Genomic DNA, 17209 nt, shown 5'->3' with positions numbered 1-17209 from the left:
TGTGCCTGACGAAGGGACTCCATGCGCAAGTTGGCGGCGCGTCGCGCCACGATCGGACGCGCCTCGGTGGCACGCGCGTCGGTGAAAACTGCTGCTGTCGCCCTCGCTTCGACTCTCCTTCTCGGCCCGTGGATGGCCACATCGCCCGCGCTCGCCGATCCGGCGCCGGTCCAGTCGACGGCCGAGACGCTGCCGCCCGAACTGGTGCAGGCCATCGGCCGCGATCTGAAGATGTCGCCCGCGGAGTATCTGGACCGCGCCGCCCGTGCTCAGCAGTTGCGCGACTACGCCCGCGACTTCCGCTCCGCACACCCGCAGGCCTTCGCCGGGGCGTGGCTCGGCGCCGACGGTAAGCCGATCCTGGCGGTAACCTCGCTCGACGCCGCGCGCATCGCCAACTCCGCCGGATATCAGACTCGCCTGGCGCCGATTTCGGCCGACAATCTGGAGAGCTCGCTCGACCAGCTGGTCAAGTGGATCGGCGGGCTGCCGCGGGAACTGTCGGCCGGGATCAATTCGGTCGCCATCGATTTCCTGAACAGCCAACTGGTGCTGAGCGTCGCGAACACCCCGGCCGGTCACCTGCTGAACCTTCCCACGCTGATCGCCAACATCAAGGTCGTGCTCTCGCCCGAGGGCGGCGGCCCGGTCGAGCACCGACCGATGGCCGGCGACACCTACATCAGCGCTCCGACCTCGCTCGACGATTCCGCGCTGAAGTCGGTGGACGTCTGCTCCTTCGGCTTCAACAGCATCGACGCCGCCGGGAACGCGCTGAATATCAGTGCCGGACACTGTGATCCGAATGTGGACAAGGCCAACTCCGAGGCCGGGGTCTACCTGCCGAACGTGCGCAACCTGAAGGCCAGCCCGCAGTTCGGCACCTTCGTGAAGGCGCAGCTGGGCGGCAGCACCGGACTGGACTATTCGGTGATCAAACTCAACGAGCGGGCGATCACCGCCGGCATGGACCAGCCCTCGGTGCGCGGCGCCAACGGCACCACTCTCACACTGACCGGAACCGCCGAGCCGATCACCGGCGCCCCGATTTGCAAGTCGGGGCAGTCGTCCACCTTCACCTGTGGATTCGTGGTGGCCGATCGGGTCGAGACGGCGCTGTTCACCGCCGAGGGCGCATCCAAGACCGTGCGCGGCTTCGCCAGCTCCGCGTGCACCCTCGGTGGCGACAGCGGCGGTGCGATCGTCTCGGGCACCCTCGCCTTGGGCATCACCAGCGGTTCCAACGCCGCGGACGCACCCGATTGCAAGGCCGCCAACATGGATCTGGCGCAGTACGGCGGCACCGCCACGCTGGGCATCCCGATCCGGCAGATCCTCAGCGATATCGACGCCAATTCCGGTGGCGGCCTGGGCGCCGGCATCACGGTGCGTACGCGCCCGAACGCGGGCTGACGATCCTTGCGCTGCGCCGAGGGGCACGTTCGCCGGAGCGGACGTGCCCTTCGTCGCGATACGGGCCGGGTGAACAGCGAGTATCGATTTCCGGTACGCCGGGTGTGAGTTCGGCCAAAGTCCGCGACAAGTAGGCACAGCCGCGCAAACCCCATATAGTCGCCTCATGCTCCTGCCACGCATCCGATTTTCGTCCGCCGCGGGACGTGCCCCGCGCACCCGCCTCCGCAGCGCGGCCGTCGCCGCCTCGGCGGCGGTTCTGGTTCTCGGGCCGCTCGCGGCGACCTCTTCCGCGGACCCCGCGCCCGCCCCGGCCCCGAACCTGCCCGCCGATCTCGTCGCGGCCGTGCAGCGCGATCTGAAGATCTCGCCGGAGGAGTACCTGCACCGCGCCGATGTGGCGCAGCATGTGGCGGCCTTCACGGCCACGGCGCAGCGTCAGTTCCCGCAGGCGTTCGCGGGCGCGTGGCTCGACGACGCCGGTAAGGCCGTGGTGGCGCTGGCTCCGGGACAGGGCCTCGACGACGCGAAGAAGGCCGCCCAGGAAGCCGGATTCGGCGTGAAGGACGTGGCCAAGAGCCAGACCGTGCTGCGCAGCGAGAAGAACGCCTTCCAGCAGTGGCTGTCGGGCCAGCCCGAGGCGGTCGTGCAGGCCGTGCGCGGCGTCGTGATCGATACCGTCAACAACAGCATCGCGGTGCGCGTGGACAAGGCCGGTGTGCCGATGCCGGGCTTCGTCGACCCGGCACACGTGATCGTGATGGCCGCGCCCCCGGTCGGGCCGCCGGAGTCCGACCCGCAGGTGAAACCGGTTGCCGGTGAACAGCCCAACGCTCCCCGCGCCGCCGGCGACTCCTACGCCTCGGTGGCCGGCAAGATGCAGCTGGTCTGCTCCACCGGATTCAACGGTGTGGACCGCAACGGCAACCCGGTGAATATCACTGCCGGACACTGCGATCCGAACATTCCCGCCGCCGGTACCGCGAACGCGCCGGGCATGTTCGAACTGCTGCCGGGCAACCACATCGGTAGCCAGCTGGGCTCGTTCCAGAAGTCGATTCTGGGCAACCAGGACTACTCGATCGTGTCGATCGATGCCGGCAGCCGGGATCGCTTCGCCAACAACCTGGTCCGGGTCCCCGGTGCCGCGCCGATCGCGATCACCGGTGTGGCCGATCCCGTCGTCGGCGCCCCGGTCTGCAAGTCGGGTTCGCGCACCGGCTTCAGCTGCGGCGTGGTCAACGCGGTGGATCAGACCGTGCAGGTCGGTGACCGCGATCTGACCCAAGCCTTCTCGGCGAATATCTGTGCGTTGCCGGGTGATTCGGGCGGCCCGATCGTCACCGGCACCATGGCCCTGGGCATCTCCAGCGCCTCCTCGGTGGCCGACTACCCGATCTGCGATATCCCGAACCTGATCGGCGCCCTGACCGGTGATGCGCCCCAGCTGTTCGCGCAGCCGGTGAACCAGGTGCTCTCCGACAACCCGGGTCTGCGGGTTCGCACCAACTGAGCGCTTCGAGCATCGTCGAAGGCCCGGCAGCAATGCCGGGCCTTCGTCGTATCCGCGCCGCGATCCGGCCCTGCCCCGACAATCCGGGGCAAGGCAATTGGGGGATCTCCATGCAAGTCGCGAACTGCGAGGATCACACGCATGTTCCGAACGACGCTCCTCACCGCTGGATTGTTCTGCGCCACTTCACTTCTCATCGCGGCTCCGATCGCATCCGCCGGTAGCGGTTCCGGTGTCGCCGATCCGTCGGCCACACCGGTGACCACGGCAGATGTTTCGTCCGGCAGCGCCGGTTACCTTCCCATCAACATCGGCTGCCTGCTGGACGCCCTGTCGGGCGGTGGGCGGACCGCCGATTGCAATCCGCCTTCCATCCCGGTCGGCTGATCGCCGCGCGGAGGCGCCTCGTCGGCAGCACGGAGTCCGCTGCGGTTCGTGCCGGCGGGGCGCCTCCGCGCGCCGGTGACGAGTCTCGGTGGCCGCAGCCGTGAAACGCGGGCACAGCGGCTGGGGCATGCTGGAGTTATGTGTCTGGTGTTGATCGGGTGGCGCGCGCATCCGGAGTATCGGCTGATCGTGGCGGCCAATCGGGACGAGTTCTACACGCGCCCAACCGAATCGATGCGCTGGTGGCCGGAGCGGCCGAACCTGCTGGCCGGGCGTGATCTCGGAGCTCGGAACGGAGTGCCGGGCACCTGGCTGGGGATCGTCCCCGAGGCCGGTCGGTTCGCGACCGTCACCAATGTGCGCGGCCCGGCCGAGAAGCGCACCGATGCCCGCTCCCGCGGCGCCCTGCTGATGGACTACCTGACCGCCGCCACGGCCCCGGAGAAGTTCGTTCGTACCACCGCGGCCGATCTGGACGACTACAACGGTTACAACCTGGTGGTCTCCGATCTGGAGACGCTGTGGTGGCACAGCAATCGCAGCGAGGCCACTCCGCTGGCTCTCCCGCCCGGAGTGCATGGGCTGTCCAATGCCGCCCTGCTCGGTTCGGCCCTCCCCGGTTCTGAACAGCCGGCCGGGATCGCGGATCGTCGCGCCGCCGGGAGCGAGAACGCCGAAGACGGCGGCGTGCATACCGACACCGGCGCCACAGCGTGGCCGAAGGTGCGCGACGGCGTGCGCGCCCTGAGCGCGGTCGTCGGCTCGCCGGCGGTGGCGGACTACTTCGACATCCTGGCCGACCGCGCCATCGCGCCCGATGCCGAACTACCGCACACCGGATTGTCGCCGGATCAGGAACGCTCGGTATCGGCCCGCTTCGTCGCCAACGACTGGCACGGAACTCGCTGCAGCACAGTGCTTCTGGTCCGCGAGGACGGATGTTTCGAGATCGCCGAACGGTCCTTCGCCGAATTCGGCAAACCGCTCGGCGAGGTGAACTACACCGGGCGGCTGCGGATGCACGCCGAGTGACCGCCGCAACGACAACGGCCCGCCTTCGGGGAGGAAGGCGGGCCGTACGCGTCTCGGAGCCGGCCGATCACCGGCTCCGCTCCGCGAATTACTTCGGCTGGTTGGCCTGCTGCGGCTGGCCGCTTGCCGCCGCCATGGCCGCATCCGACCACTGGGTGGTGCCGTCGGCAGCTTGCATGGTGTTGACCAGCTCGACGCCGGCGCCGATGAGAGCCGGACCGCCGACCGCGACGGTGCCGAGGATGCCACCGACGCCGGCACCGGTGACCAGACCACCGATGCAGCCGACGGGAAGCGTCGCGACACAACCGATCGCGGCGCCGATGGCGGTACCGACGAAGCCACCGATCGCGGTCGCCAGACCGAACTTGGTGGCGAAGTCGCTCATCGCGCGCTGGTTCTCGATCGGTGAGGCGACGTCCTTGGCGACCAGAACCGGCTTATCGGCCTGGATCGGCGTCTGCTGGTCGACCTTCGTGTCGGCAACCGCGGCCACGGGTGCCGCGGCAACCGGCTTGGTCAGGTCGACATTGGCGGGCTTGTCCGGCGTCAGCTCGAGCACCGTGCCGTTGTCCTTGAGCACCGGCTTGATCGGAATCTGAACGCCCGCGATCCGGTAGTCGATCGGCATCTCCAGGGCGACATTGCCGGCCTGGTCCTTGATGTCGACGACCTGCTGCTTCTGGTCGGGAGTCGCGCCGTGCTTCTCCACGAGTTCGAATGTGCCGTTCTTGAGCTTGGTGACGACAGTCTTGTCGACCAGCTTGGTGGAGTAGTCGATCCCCGGCTTGGCGTCGGCGGCCGGAGCCGGGGCTGGTGCAGGGTCGGCGTTGGCAGTTCCCAACGCCACGGTCATTGCGCCGATAACCATAGCGGCGACCGCAGTACCTCTGCGGAGTTTCATTCGGTTTCCAATCCGTGATCAGGGTTTGCCGCACGCAACTTCTCCGCGAGAGCCCACGCATCCATCAGGCCATCATCCCGATTTCAAACCTGACGGACCTCCCCGAGCAGTGTGAAGGTGCACACAGCAAGCAGGACGCAGTGAGCTTAGTCGAATACCCCGACTGAAAGCGAGAATTGTTATGTGCACTAACAATTAACCGGGAATTCCACAACGGTTCGCCTTCGCGGCGAGTAAGCCTGTCCCGGCTTAAGCACCGGTTTTGCCGGGATTTACCGTGTCAGACGACCGCGCCCACGCCAAAACCGCAGGACAACACGTGAGAACGGTCACATCCACAGTACGGTTGGACCCCGCAACCTGGGATAGACCACTCGTGCATCATACGATGGGCAGCTAAGTTACCAGCGGGTAACTTAGTGCCCGTTACGATACGAGCAACCGACGGCGACCCCAGCCCGGTCGCCGGAATGCTCGTGGAACCGAAGGAAGGTCGCGACATGAATGCCCTGACAGTGACGCTGGGCACGATTGGAGCGGTGCTCAGCCTGGTGTGCTGGGCGTCGTTCATCGGCGGCGTGTGGAAGATCGCCAGCGCGATCATGGTCGGACAGCCCGCGCCGGATCGCTGGCGGCCGTTCTTCCCACGCTTCAAGACGATGCTGGTCGAGTTCATCGCGCATACCCGCATGAACAAATTCCGCACCGTCGGCTGGGCGCACTGGCTGGTGATGATCGGATTCCTCACCGGCATGATCCTCTGGTTCGAGGCCTACGGTCAGACCTTCGATCCGGAGTTCCATTGGCCCATCATCGGCAACTGGGGCATCTACCACTTCTGGGACGAGTTGCTGGGCATCGGTACCGTGATCGGCATTGTGGTGCTGATCGCGATTCGCCAGCTCAATCACCCGCGGGTACCGCAGCGCCTGTCACGGTTCAGCGGTTCGAAGTTCGGCCCTGCCTACATCATCGAGGCCATCGTGCTGTTCGAAGGCCTGGGCATGATCTTCGTCAAGGCAGGCAAGATCGCGCTGAACGGCGAGGGCAACCCGGCGACGGACTTCTTCACCATGCGTGTGGCCGAGTTGCTGCCCGCCAACGCGACGATGGTGTCGATCTTCGCCTTCATCAAGCTGATGTCAGGCATGGCGTTCCTCTACTTCGTCGGTCGCAACATCACCTGGGGTGTGGCGTGGCATCGGTTCGCGGCCTTCCCGAACATCTACTTCAAGCGTGAGGACGACGGCGGCGTCGCATTGGGTGCGGCCAAGCCGATGATGTCCAAGGGCCGCGCCCTGGATATGGAGAACGTCGACCCCGATACCGACACCCTCGGCGCCGGGCGGATCGAGGACTTTTCCTGGAAGGGCTGGCTGGACTTCACCACCTGCACCGAATGCGGCCGTTGCCAGAGCCAGTGCCCGGCCTGGAACACCGGTAAGCCGCTCTCGCCGAAACTGCTGATCATGTCGCTGCGCGACCACGGTGCGGCCAAGGCTCCTTACCTGCTTGCCGGTGGCCGCAAGGATATGGGCGGCGACGAGGTCGGCCTGGTCGACGCCGAGGGCAAGCCGAACGAGGCCGCGCTGGCGAAGATCTCGGCGGCGGCCAAGGCCGAGGCCGAGCGTCCGCTGGTCGGCGGCGAGGATGTCAACGGCATCATCGACCCCGAGGTGTTGTGGTCGTGCACCACGTGTGGCGCCTGTGTCGAGCAGTGCCCGGTGGATATCGAGCACGTCGACCACATCATCGATATGCGTCGCTACCAGGTTCTGATCGAATCGGAATTCCCCTCCGAGCTGGCCGGTCTGTTCAAGAACCTGGAGAACAAGGGCAACCCCTGGGGTCAGAACGCCAAGGATCGCCTGAACTGGATGTCGGAGCTGGACTTCGATATTCCGGTATTCGGCCAGGACGCCGAGACTTTCGACGGGTACGAATATCTGTTCTGGGTCGGCTGTGCCGGTGCCTACGAGGACCGTGCCAAGAAGACCACGAAGGCCGTCGCCGAACTGCTCGCCACGGCCGGCGTGAAATTCATGGTGCTGGGTGCGGAGGAAACCTGTACCGGTGACTCGGCTCGGCGCGCGGGTAACGAATTCCTGTTCCAGCAGTTGGCGATGCAGAACATCGAGACGCTGAATTCGGTCTTCGAGGGTGTGGAGCCGTCGAAGAAGAAGATCGTCGTCACCTGTGCGCACTGCTTCAACGCGCTCAACAACGAGTACCCGCAGGTGGGAGGCACCTACGAAGTCGTGCACCACACCCAGTTGCTCAACCGGCTGGTGCGGCAGCGCAAGCTCGTCCAGGTGAAGCCGGTGTCGGAGAAGGTCACCTATCACGACCCCTGCTACCTGGGCCGGCACAACAAGATCTACAACGCGCCGCGTGAGCTGATGGCCGCCTCCGGCGCGAAGGTCAGCGAGATGCCGCGCCACGGTGAGCGCTCGATGTGCTGTGGCGCCGGTGGTGCCCGCATGTGGATGGAGGAACAGCTCGGTAAGCGAGTCAACCTCGACCGGACCGACGAGGCACTGGCCACCCTCGACGGTGGTAACTCGCCGTCGTTGATCGCCACCGGCTGCCCCTTCTGCCGCGTGATGCTCACCGACGGTGTGACCGCGCGCAAGGATTCCGGTGAGGTCGGCCAGGGCGTCGAGGTCGTCGATGTGGCGCAGCTGATGCTGCAGTCGATCGACCGGGTCGAGCCCGCGGCGCTGTCGGAGAACCTGAAGGTGGTTCAGCGGCCCAAGGCTCCCGAACCGGTCGCCGAAGCCTCTGCGGCACCGGCTGCCGAGGAAGCAGTGGCCGAAGCCGCGGCCGAGGCACCTGCCGAGCAGGCCGCCCCGGCCGCCGGTAAGGGCCTGGCGATGAAGGGTGGCGGCAAGGCACCCGGCGGTGGCGGTCTGGCCATGAAGGGCGGCGGTAAGGCGCCGGGCGGCAAGGGCCTGGCCATGAAGGGCGCGGCGAAAGCACCGGGCGCCAAGGCAACTCCGAAGCCCGCCGAAGCCCCCGCGGCAGAGGACTCCGCTGCGGAGGCCGCCACCGAGGCTCCGGCCGCACCGACCGCCAAGCCCGGCGGGCTCGCCATGAAGGGCAAGGCCAAGGCGCCGGGCGCCAAACCGGCCGAAGCTCCTGCCGAGGGTTCGTCCGAGGCCCCTGCTTCGGAGACTTCACCGGAGACTTCGGCACCGGGGGCTCCGGCGGAAACCCCGACGGCCGAGTCGGCTCCGACCGCCACGTCCACGGGCCGCACCGAAACCAAACCGACGGTGGCGCCGAAGGGTCTGGCGATGAAGTCCGGCTTCAAGCGCCCCGGTCCCAAGGCTCCGGGTGCCGCCAAGCCCGCGGCTTCCGAATCCGCCCCGGCGGCAACGGAATCCGGTAACGGTGCGGCACCGGCCGCGGCGGCCGGCAGCGAAGCAGCCGCGTCGACCACGGCGGCCGCCACCGAATCCGCCGACAGCGGCAACGGTGCGGTCCAGCCCCCGACCGCCAAGCCGGGCGGCCTGGGCTTCAAGTCCGGAGCGAAGGCCCCGGGCAGCCGCAAGAAGTAGTTCGCCTCACCGCGAGGGGCGCTGCCGACATAGGCGGCGCCCCTCGTCGTATCCGGCGAGCGGATAGCGGCAGGTTCGCTGCCAACGACGAAGGCCGGCCGCTGCGCGAGCGACCGGCCTTCGACGGTGCGTAACTCCTAGTTGCCCGCGGAGTCCTCGGCCCACTTGGTGGTTCCGGGGGCGGCCTGCAGGGTGTTGATCAGATCCATTCCCGCGATGCCGAGCGCGGGGCCACCGACGGCGATGGTGCCGAGGATGCCGCCGATGCCGGCTCCGGCGACCGCGGCGGGGATGCAGCCGACGCCGAGCAGCGGCAGGCCCAGGATGCAGCCGGTGACACCACCGACGATGGCGCCGACCGCGGTGCCGAGAAAAGTGCCGACGGCGGTCGCGACGCCGAAATTGGTTTCGAATTCGTTCATCGCTCGATGGTTTTCCATCGGCGAGGCGATCACCTGGACGGTGACCGGTTCGTCAACGGTGGCGGTGCGCTGCGACGTCAACTCGAGGGCTGTCCCGTCGTTGTCGACCACCGGCTTCACCGGCACCTCGGTCCCGGCGACGCGTACCTCGGTCGGGAGTGACACGACGGTGACGCCGCGGGGATGGGTGATGGCATAGGACTTGCCGTCCGCGGCGATCCGGAAGGCGCCGCCCTGCAGGGTGGTCACCACGGTCTTGTCGACGAGTTTCATGGAGTACTTGATCGCCGCTGGTTGGGGTGCGGCGGCCGGGTCGGCCTGCGCGGCAGTGGTTCCGGCGGTGATGGCGCCGACGACCAGTGCGGATATCGCGGTAAGGCGCTGGAGCTTCATCCGGCAATCTTAAACGTCCGCATGTCACAAATTGGCCAGATCTGAAGAAGGACCGTTCCAGATGTGAGTTCGCATCCATGTTCCGAATCCGGGTCCGCCCCCGACAGGCAACGAGGCGGACCCGGATCGGCAGCGGCGAGGACCGGTCTGCGGGTTCAGTCCTCGCCGCCTCTTCCCACCGCCAGCGCCGTCGTGACGACTATCGAAAGGGGTGGAAGTTCCAGGTCCGGCCCAGGCGCAACGATCCAGTGACAACCCTCGCGGGTCCATCGACCCAGGCTGGTGGGCATCATGATCTCGCCGCCGTCGGCCGGGATGCCGATATCGAGACGCTGCAGAATCTCCGCGATCTGCCCACCGGGTCGGCTGTCGGGAAATACGAGAAAGCTCCAGCGCACGCGCCGAGCCAGCACCGGCCCGCACCCGCCGTGTTCGGTCAGCGATCGGCACACCGCTTCGGCGCGGTCGGCCGGCAGATGCACGACACCGACGACGCCGCTCACCGGCAGCGTGACGAATCCCCCACGCTGGATACATGCCAGACCGGCGTGATGCCGATAGAACATCACCCAGTCGTCGGCGGTTCTGAGCTTCTCGACGTTCACAGTTTCCCGACCTTCACGGCGACTCTCTCGATATCTTCAAGGCTCCCGCCACGGCGACGTCTCCGAAACGCCCCCACACGCGCCCTGCACTGCCCTTTCACTGCCCAAACCGCCGAGACCAGCCAATTCCCGTGTACCAGCTCGATTTCGGATGTGGCCGTGATCACCGCCCGCTCGTACTCTGGAGACCAGTTCGCGCGGAAGGGATGACATCGTGGTCCGGCAGTGGTCAGGTAAGGAAGCCCGTGCCCTCCGCGATGCCAAACGCATGAGCATCAGGGAGTTCGCGGCCCATCTCGGTGTGCACGAACGCCTGGTGTCGAAGTGGGAGGCAGGCGGTGCCCGGGTGCATCCGCGCCCGGTCAACCAGGCCGCGCTGGACACATCACTCGCCAGGTCCGACGAAGTCGTGCGGGCACGGTTCGCGGCCATGATCGATCAGCCCGTCGTCGATCGGCCGGAATCGGAATTCGAGGTGCGTCAAGGTCATTCGACGCGCAGCAAGTATTCGAGCGACGCGGAACTTTTGGCACTCGTAGACGCAGGTGCGATGAGAGGTGATGCGTTAGCCGAGATTTCGGAGAGGGATCTGATCATGGCGGCTGCCCACGAAGCCAGCGAGCACGCCGGTCGCGCCGAGGCGAGTAACGTCGGCGCCTCCGCGCTGGAACAGCTCGACGCCGATGCCACCCGCATCGCCAGAGAGTATGTCCACGTGCCGCCGGTTCCGATGATGGTGGAGATGCTGCGGGTGCGCCGGCGGGTGTACCGGCTGCTCGAAGGCCACCAGAAGCCCGCGGACACAAGCCATTTGTATCTGCTGGCCGGAACGCTGTCGGGTCTGCTGGCCAACGCCAGTACCGATCTCGGACATCTCGACGCGGCCGGAGAACAGGCCCGCGCGGCCTGGGCCTATGCGGAACTGTGCGGCCACAACGGATTACGCGCGTGGACGCGCGGCATGCAGGCGCTGATCGAATACTGGTCCGAGCGGCCGCGCCGGGCGGTGGCCCTGGCGCAGAACGGTCAGCAGTACGCGGACTCGGTGACCGCGAAGGTCCGGCTGCACAACATCGAGGCGCGCATCTGGTCCAAACTCGGAAGCGCCACGGACGCCGAACGCTGCATCCGCGCCGCCGAGGCCGCGCGCGGGGGCACCGGCACCGACGGGCTGCACGACGAGACCGGCGGGGTCTTCGGCTTTCCGGAGGCCAAGAGCCATTACTACGCCGGCGCCACCTACATCCATCTCGGCCAGGCCGAGCCGGCCCTGGCCGAAACCCAGCGCACCATCGAGTTGTACAGCGGCGGCCCGCGTGAACAGCGGTCGTACGGGGCCGAGGCGCTCGCGCGGGTCGACAATGCGGCGGCCCAGCTGATCAACGGCAGTCTCGACGGCGCCGGCGACGCACTGAGCCCGGTACTCGAGCTCTCCGAGGACCGCCGCATCGCGCAACTCGAGGAACGGCTCACCGGACTGCGCCGTCGCATCGCCACTCCCCGCTTCCGCGACGCGGTCGAGGCGCGCCGCCTGGACGAACGGATCGAGGAGTTCTGCGGCACCACGGTCGCCACCGGGATGCTGCCGGCCAATCCGTCGACCTGAACGGCGGCCGCACCGGCCCCGATGTGACCGGCACAACGCCGATACGGCGCGCTGGCGATGCCTCGGATATGCAGTTGCGGGGCGGTGGCACCATTGAACAGGTGAGCCCTACCAGTCAGTCACCGCATCAGCCGCCCCGGATTCTGGAGCAGTCCCTGAAGCTCCAGAACGTTCTCTACGAAATCCGTGGGCCGGTCCACGCACATGCGGCACGACTGGAGGCCGAGGGCCATCGCATCCTCAAGCTGAACATCGGCAACCCGGCGCCGTTCGGATTCGACGCGCCCGATGTGATCATGCGCGACATGATCGCCGCGCTGCCGTACGCGCAGGGCTACTCCGAATCCAAGGGCATCCTGCCCGCGCGGCGCGCGATCGTGACCCGGTACGAGCTGGTCCCCGGCTTCCCCGAGTTCGATGTGGACGACGTCTATCTGGGCAACGGCGTCTCCGAACTGATCACGATGACGATGCAGGCGCTGCTCGACAGCGGCGACGAAGTGCTCATCCCCGCACCGGACTATCCGCTGTGGACCGCCATGACCAGTCTGGCCGGCGGCACCGCCGTGCATTACCTGTGCGACGAGTCCAACGGCTGGCAACCGGATGTGGCCGATATCGAATCGAAGATCACCGACAAGACCAAAGCCCTGCTGGTGATCAACCCGAACAATCCCACCGGCGCGGTGTACTCGTCGGAGGTGCTGCAGCAGCTGGTGGACCTCGCTCGCAAACATCAGCTGCTGCTGCTCGCCGACGAGATCTACGACAAGATCCTCTACGACGACACCAAGCACATCTCGCTCGCCAGCCTGGCCCCCGACCTGCTGTGCCTCACCTTCAACGGCCTCTCGAAGGCCTATCGGGTGGCCGGATACCGATCCGGCTGGCTGGTCATCACCGGCCCCAAAGAACACGCGGCCGGATTCCTCGAAGGCATCGACCTGCTGGCCTCCACCCGGCTGTGCCCGAACGTACCCGCGCAGCACGCGATTCAGGTGGCGCTCGGCGGCTACCAGAGCATCGAGGATCTGATCCTGCCCGGCGGTCGGCTGCTCGAGCAGCGCGATGTGGCCTGGGAGAAGCTCAACATGATCCCCGGCGTCTCATGCGTGAAGCCGAAGGGCGCGCTGTACGCGTTCCCGCGATTGGATCCCGAGGTTCACGACATCCACGACGACGCAAAACTGGTGCTCGACCTGCTGCTTCAGGAGAAGATCCTGATGGTGCAGGGCACCGGTTTCAACTGGCCGCAGCACGATCACCTGCGCATCGTGACGCTGCCCTGGGCCCGGGATCTGGCCGTGGCGATCGAGCGCTTCGGCAACTTCCTGTCCAGCTATCGCCAGTAGTCGGGGCCGGAAGTAAAACAAACCGGGAGTTTGGAAAAGTAGGTTTTTGAAGACTTCACTGGCGCAAACTTCGAACTTTTGTGTACAGTAGTCCTCGGCACTCACAGTGCCCGGCCGAGCCGCCTACCCCCCCTGGGCCGCTCGGCCCTGGATTCGACCGCCTACCCCCCTGGGCCGTCGGATCCCTTTCGGGCGGCGGAGACATCCCCCTGCTCTCCGCCGCCCGCACTCCCGCCTCTCCGCGAATTTCGGCCTGATTCAGGTGCGGGGTTCTTTGTCGATGCGGCGCGGGGCGCTCGAATTCGGCCAAAGTACGCGGAGACGCGGTACGCGCTGCTGTTGAAAATAACTTCCTTTAAGCTCGCTGCGGTGAGCGAGCATCATCATCACCATCATGACCATTCCGGGCCCATTGCTATCGGGGCTACGGCGGCTCGAGTGGTGGTGGGAGTGCTCACCGCGATCGGGGTGATCGTCGTGATCGCCATGATCTGGTTGTGGCCCAGTCGGCAGCATGTGGATATTCCGTTGCCGATGCAGAACGGTGGCGGTGGGGCGGTGCAGACCGAGGCCGGGACCGTGGCGATGCAGGATATGGGGCCGTGCGGGAGTCCGTCCAACGGGCGCGCGTTCCCCGATACTCCGCAACCACCGCCGACGAATGCCTACACCTGCCAGCGCAGTCTGGTCTCGATCGAATCGGGGCCGAACAAAGGCAGCCGTACGCTGCTCGAGATCGCACCGGGGCCGGGGCAACCCGATTTGCATGCGGGCGACCACATTCGGCTGGTTCGCCAGGACGATCCGAGCGGAACCACCATCTATTCCTTCGACGACTATTCGCGCGGCATGCCACTACTGCTGATCACGCTCGTCTTCGTGGTGGTGATCGTCGCGGTGGCGCGATGGCGCGGTTTGCGCGCGGTGCTCGGCCTGGTGTTCGCCTTCGGGGTGCTGGTCGTATTCCTGCTGCCCGCACTGCTCGACGGGAAACCCGCGCTGCCGGTTGCCCTCGTATCGGGAGCGCTGATTCTCTACGCGGTCCTGTATCTGGCGCACGGCGTCAATCTGCGGACCAGTTCGGCGCTGCTGGGCACACTCAGCGCGATGGTGCTCGCGGCGGTGCTGTCCTGGGTCGCGCTGGAGGTGACGAATCTGACCGGATTGTCCGAGGAGCAGAACACCAACGTCGCCACCTATATCCAGCACGTCAGCATTACCGGGCTGCTGCTCGCGGGCTTCATCATCGGCTCCCTCGGTGTGCTCAACGACGTCACCATCACCCAGGCCGCGGCCGCTTTCGAACTCGCCGCACTCGACGAGGAGGCAACGCGGCGTGAGATTTTCGCGGCCGCCATGCGCGTCGGCCGCGACCACATCGCCAGTACGGTGTACACCCTGGTTTTGGCCTACGCCGGCGGCGCGCTTCCGCTGCTGCTGATGTTCTCCGTCGCCGGGCGCTCCATCCGCGACGTGCTCACCGGTGACGCGGTGGCCATCGAAATCACCCGCTCCGCGGTCGGCGGCATCTGCCTCGCGCTGTCGGTGCCCCTGACCACCGCCATCGCGGTTCTACTGGCACGCCCCTTCGGCCAACGCGCCGACTTCGACGACTACGAGCCCGAACCCGGCCGTGCCGCCGTTGCCACGGGCCGCCGCCGGGCGGAGAGCGCCGCCGAGACCGCGGGCAGCCACCGCCGCGTCGCCGCGCGCGGAGAGGTCGCGGGAGGCCGTCGGCGCGGGGACAGCCGCGAGCACACGGGCCGCCACGACCACATCGACAACCGCGGCGGACCGAATACGGGCAGTCATCGCCGCGTCGAAGGACGTCCGGGCGAGCCGCCCACCCGTCGCCGCGCCACCCCTTCGCCCGATGCCACCGGGGGCCATCGCCGCGTCGACGACCGCCGCGTCGACGACCACCGCGCCGACACCGGCGGCCACCGACGCGTCCCGTCCGGCCACCCCCACCAGGACGACCCCGGGCCGACCTGGCCCACCCGGCCGCCGCGACCGGATGCGAACCGCCCTCCCCAGCACGACCCCCAGCCTCGCAACCGACCCTCTTGGCCCACAACAGGTTACGAGGAATGATCGCAGGAACCCCGCCGCTGAACGGTTCCTTTCTCCTGTGAGCCGGCGGCGGTCATTGCGTTCCACCGGCACGGTGAAGCTGGCCGAATTCGCCCCGCCGGGTGAGCAGATGCAGCTCGCCTGCCAGGCGATCACCGGACCGAGCCCGTGGGTGGACGACCCGCCCTACGTGCGGTTCGCGATGCTGTTCGTGCGCGGGTATTACTTCGTCGTGCTGACCAATACTTCGGTCGTCATCGTCGAGGCCGACAAATGGACGGGTCGGCCCGCGAACCTGGTCTGCGCCGAGCATTTCAGCACGGCCATGTTCTCGGAGATGAAGATCAATCCACTGTGGTCCAAGGTGTACTACCGCATGCCGCACACCGGCGCTCCCGAGCGCCTCAATGTGCACCGCCGCTGGCGCGAGGAACTCGACGCGCTGGTGTCGCGACTCCCGCAGTTGGCCAACCTGGCCGCCTGAGATCAGGTCGGTTCATCGCGGCCGCTTTCGCGAATTGGATTGCAGGGAAATGATCTTCGCGTCGTCGCTGCGGGTCGCGGTAGTGCCCGAACCCGTCGAGGTACATCCGCAGTCCCCGAGTTCCACTCCGCGCGTCCAGAACGGAACGACGTGCGGGTTGTGACTCGAGGCGATGGTCGTGACCACGTACTCGGCTTCACGCAGCGGATATGGTCCCCACACCGCGATCGGGCAGGCACCCGCATGGGCGCAGGAGGCACCGCAGGAGGCACCGGTGGTGACGATCGCCCAGTGCGAGAACAACTCTCGATTGTCGCGCTCCGTCATCACCTGCTCCGCCCGTGATCGTCGCGCACCACGCGAGCGGTGAGGTAGTGATCCCAGAATTCGCGGCGAACCACATCCCACAGGTCCGCCAGATCCGGACGCAGCTCCCGCGCGGCGGCGAGATCGGTGCCCCGCGGAAAGGGGTCCTCGCTACCGTTGGATGTATCGCGTACGGCGACAATTTCGATGCCACCGCGGCCATGCCGCCACATCGCACGTAGCCCACGCACCTCGGTGATGTGTGTCGTCATCCGGCACCACACCGATCCCGGCACCACCGCAAGCCGAGCTCTTCGAGGTCCAGACGCTCCCTGATGTGCTGCACACCGATCGGCAGCGGAAGAGTATCGGATGGCCTGGACGGCAACGGGATTCGGCGTGGACACGTGTGCGGGAGCCTCGCACCGACCGCTGCCCTGACCAGGCATACGGTGCCGAAGCACAACCCGATCATCAGCATCATGTTCATGTCACCGCATCCCCTGCGCGGCAACGCATTCCCGGACAGCGCTGAGTACCTCACCCGCCAGTGGGCGATAGTCGCCGACGGGAGCCTCGGTCCACGAGCGGTACACATCCGACTGGAGGAATCCGGGAGAGGGAAGCGCGATCTCGGCATTCACACCGGCGATGTCGACGTAGTGCCGAAACATCTCGGCATGCACCAACGGATCCGTCGGATCGGCATCAGCGGGAAGAGTGAGAAAGGTCCACCGCATCGAACGCGGATGGGCGATGATCGGCCCGGCCGCCCCTGTCCTGTCGACCAAGCGCCCTCGCACACGCACCCCGAGCGCGCTGGGCATGGTGAAGGCGGACAGGTTCTTTCCCGCCCGCACGAACAACCGCCCCGAACCCGGGTGCACCTGGGCGTCGAGCCCGAACGCACGCCGATAGATCATCGCCCAGGTCTGCGGAGCGCCCTCCGCGCTCGCCGGAACGTCTCCGAGCACACTATTCATCGCTCCCTCGATTCGAATAGGCAAACGTACGACCGTTTCGACCTGAACATGTTGTCGGGCACGATGATTGATCATCATCGGGCGGGCGCTTCCAGCTGACTGGGTGACCCGCCGGTGAGATCCGGCCGCGTGGAACCCCTCTATGACACACCGGAAACTTCACGCGAGCACCCCGA

The 17209-nt window shown here is 66.8% G+C and carries 14 protein-coding genes and 1 pseudogene; 9 read left to right on the top strand and 6 right to left on the bottom strand.

The genetic code is table 11. The features are described from left to right. Positions 1-21: 21 nt before the first annotated feature. The 4 genes from C5E41_RS05820 to C5E41_RS05805 all read left to right on the top strand — a co-directional run bounded on the left by C5E41_RS05820 (position 22) and on the right by C5E41_RS05805 (position 4345). Positions 22-1413, top strand: coding sequence for a S1 family peptidase (locus C5E41_RS05820; protein ID WP_104374777.1), 1392 nt, complete (start codon positions 22-24; stop codon positions 1411-1413). Between the two features lie 166 nt (positions 1414-1579). Beyond that, positions 1580-2926 carry a S1 family peptidase gene (locus C5E41_RS05815; RefSeq protein WP_104374776.1) on the top strand — a complete coding sequence of 449 codons (1347 nt, stop codon included), beginning with the start codon at positions 1580-1582 and terminating at the stop codon, positions 2924-2926. A 141-nt stretch (positions 2927-3067) separates the two neighbouring features. Further along, positions 3068-3313, top strand: a complete 246-nt coding sequence (locus C5E41_RS05810; protein ID WP_104380303.1) for a hypothetical protein — start codon at positions 3068-3070, stop codon at positions 3311-3313. A 138-nt stretch (positions 3314-3451) separates the two neighbouring features. Beyond that, complete coding sequence (locus tag C5E41_RS05805; protein ID WP_104374774.1) at positions 3452-4345, top strand: NRDE family protein; 894 nt, start codon at positions 3452-3454, stop codon at positions 4343-4345. A gap of 88 nt (positions 4346-4433) precedes the next feature. Here C5E41_RS05805 and C5E41_RS05800 read toward each other — a convergent pair whose 3' ends face one another. After that, complete coding sequence (locus tag C5E41_RS05800) at positions 4434-5201, bottom strand: hypothetical protein (protein ID WP_258080758.1); 768 nt, start codon at positions 5199-5201, stop codon at positions 4434-4436. A 548-nt stretch (positions 5202-5749) separates the two neighbouring features. On the opposite strand from C5E41_RS05800, the gene C5E41_RS05795 reads away from it, so the two are divergent. Continuing rightward, positions 5750-8809: a (Fe-S)-binding protein gene (locus C5E41_RS05795; protein WP_104374869.1), complete on the top strand. Its 3060-nt coding sequence runs from the start codon at positions 5750-5752 to the stop codon at positions 8807-8809. A 137-nt stretch (positions 8810-8946) separates the two neighbouring features. Here C5E41_RS05795 and C5E41_RS05790 read toward each other — a convergent pair whose 3' ends face one another. Both C5E41_RS05790 and C5E41_RS05785 read right to left on the bottom strand, forming a co-directional pair. Further along, the gene (locus C5E41_RS05790) at positions 8947-9624 is read right to left on the bottom strand and encodes a hypothetical protein (protein ID WP_104374772.1); all 678 of its coding nucleotides are present in this window, start codon (positions 9622-9624) and stop codon (positions 8947-8949) included. A 155-nt stretch (positions 9625-9779) separates the two neighbouring features. Beyond that, a complete protein-coding gene (locus tag C5E41_RS05785) occupies positions 9780-10229 on the bottom strand; it encodes a hypothetical protein (protein ID WP_104374771.1) in 450 nt (149 codons plus the stop codon). Positions 10230-10497: 268 nt separating this feature from the next. On the opposite strand from C5E41_RS05785, the gene C5E41_RS05780 reads away from it, so the two are divergent. The 4 genes and pseudogenes from C5E41_RS05780 to C5E41_RS05765 all read left to right on the top strand — a co-directional run bounded on the left by C5E41_RS05780 (position 10498) and on the right by C5E41_RS05765 (position 15744). Continuing rightward, a complete protein-coding gene (locus tag C5E41_RS05780) occupies positions 10498-11835 on the top strand; it encodes a hypothetical protein (protein WP_104374770.1) in 1338 nt (445 codons plus the stop codon). 92 nt (positions 11836-11927) lie between these two features. Then, complete coding sequence (locus C5E41_RS05775) at positions 11928-13187, top strand: pyridoxal phosphate-dependent aminotransferase (RefSeq protein ID WP_439956435.1); 1260 nt, start codon at positions 11928-11930, stop codon at positions 13185-13187. Between the two features lie 369 nt (positions 13188-13556). After that, positions 13557-14780 (top strand): annotated as a pseudogene (locus C5E41_RS05770) (YibE/F family protein); the annotation flags it as partial. 538 nt (positions 14781-15318) lie between these two features. Beyond that, positions 15319-15744, top strand: a complete 426-nt coding sequence (locus C5E41_RS05765; protein ID WP_104374768.1) for a hypothetical protein — start codon at positions 15319-15321, stop codon at positions 15742-15744. A 12-nt stretch (positions 15745-15756) separates the two neighbouring features. On the opposite strand, the gene C5E41_RS05760 is transcribed toward C5E41_RS05765, so the two are convergent. The 3 genes from C5E41_RS05760 to C5E41_RS05750 form a co-directional block, all read right to left on the bottom strand. Continuing rightward, positions 15757-16071, bottom strand: a complete 315-nt coding sequence (locus C5E41_RS05760; RefSeq protein ID WP_104374767.1) for a hypothetical protein — start codon at positions 16069-16071, stop codon at positions 15757-15759. Then, positions 16071-16322, bottom strand: a complete 252-nt coding sequence (locus C5E41_RS05755) for a hypothetical protein (protein ID WP_104374766.1) — start codon at positions 16320-16322, stop codon at positions 16071-16073. Before C5E41_RS05755 ends, C5E41_RS05760 begins: the two co-directional genes overlap by 1 nt. Before the next feature lie 219 nt (positions 16323-16541). After that, positions 16542-17033 (bottom strand): DNA-directed RNA polymerase subunit beta, encoded by a 492-nt coding sequence (locus C5E41_RS05750; protein WP_104374765.1) that lies wholly within the window; start codon positions 17031-17033, stop codon positions 16542-16544. Between the last annotated feature and the right edge of the window lie 176 nt (positions 17034-17209).

Source organism: Nocardia nova, assembly GCF_002933465.1.
GTDB classification, from domain to species: Bacteria; Actinomycetota; Actinomycetes; order Mycobacteriales; family Mycobacteriaceae; genus Nocardia; species Nocardia nova_B.
The sequence above is the reverse complement of the archived record's forward strand: the minus strand, read 5'-3'. Positions and strand labels throughout refer to the sequence as shown.

What these genes read in the sequence shown, in the direction of transcription:
- C5E41_RS05820 (WP_104374777.1), top strand. Translation starts at nt 22, where the DNA reads ATGCGCAAGTTGGCGGCGCGTCGCGCCACGATCGGACGCGCCTCGGTG.
- C5E41_RS05815 (WP_104374776.1), top strand. Translation starts at nt 1,580, where the DNA reads ATGCTCCTGCCACGCATCCGATTTTCGTCCGCCGCGGGACGTGCCCCG.
- C5E41_RS05810 (WP_104380303.1), top strand. Translation starts at nt 3,068, where the DNA reads ATGTTCCGAACGACGCTCCTCACCGCTGGATTGTTCTGCGCCACTTCA.
- C5E41_RS05805 (WP_104374774.1), top strand. Translation starts at nt 3,452, where the DNA reads ATGTGTCTGGTGTTGATCGGGTGGCGCGCGCATCCGGAGTATCGGCTG.
- C5E41_RS05800 (WP_258080758.1), bottom strand. Translation starts at nt 5,201, where the DNA reads ATGACCGTGGCGTTGGGAACTGCCAACGCCGACCCTGCACCAGCCCCG.
- C5E41_RS05795 (WP_104374869.1), top strand. Translation starts at nt 5,750, where the DNA reads ATGAATGCCCTGACAGTGACGCTGGGCACGATTGGAGCGGTGCTCAGC.
- C5E41_RS05790 (WP_104374772.1), bottom strand. Translation starts at nt 9,624, where the DNA reads ATGAAGCTCCAGCGCCTTACCGCGATATCCGCACTGGTCGTCGGCGCC.
- C5E41_RS05780 (WP_104374770.1), top strand. Translation starts at nt 10,498, where the DNA reads ATGAGCATCAGGGAGTTCGCGGCCCATCTCGGTGTGCACGAACGCCTG.
- C5E41_RS05760 (WP_104374767.1), bottom strand. Translation starts at nt 16,071, where the DNA reads ATGACGGAGCGCGACAATCGAGAGTTGTTCTCGCACTGGGCGATCGTC.
- C5E41_RS05755 (WP_104374766.1), bottom strand. Translation starts at nt 16,322, where the DNA reads ATGACGACACACATCACCGAGGTGCGTGGGCTACGTGCGATGTGGCGG.
- C5E41_RS05750 (WP_104374765.1), bottom strand. Translation starts at nt 17,033, where the DNA reads ATGAATAGTGTGCTCGGAGACGTTCCGGCGAGCGCGGAGGGCGCTCCG.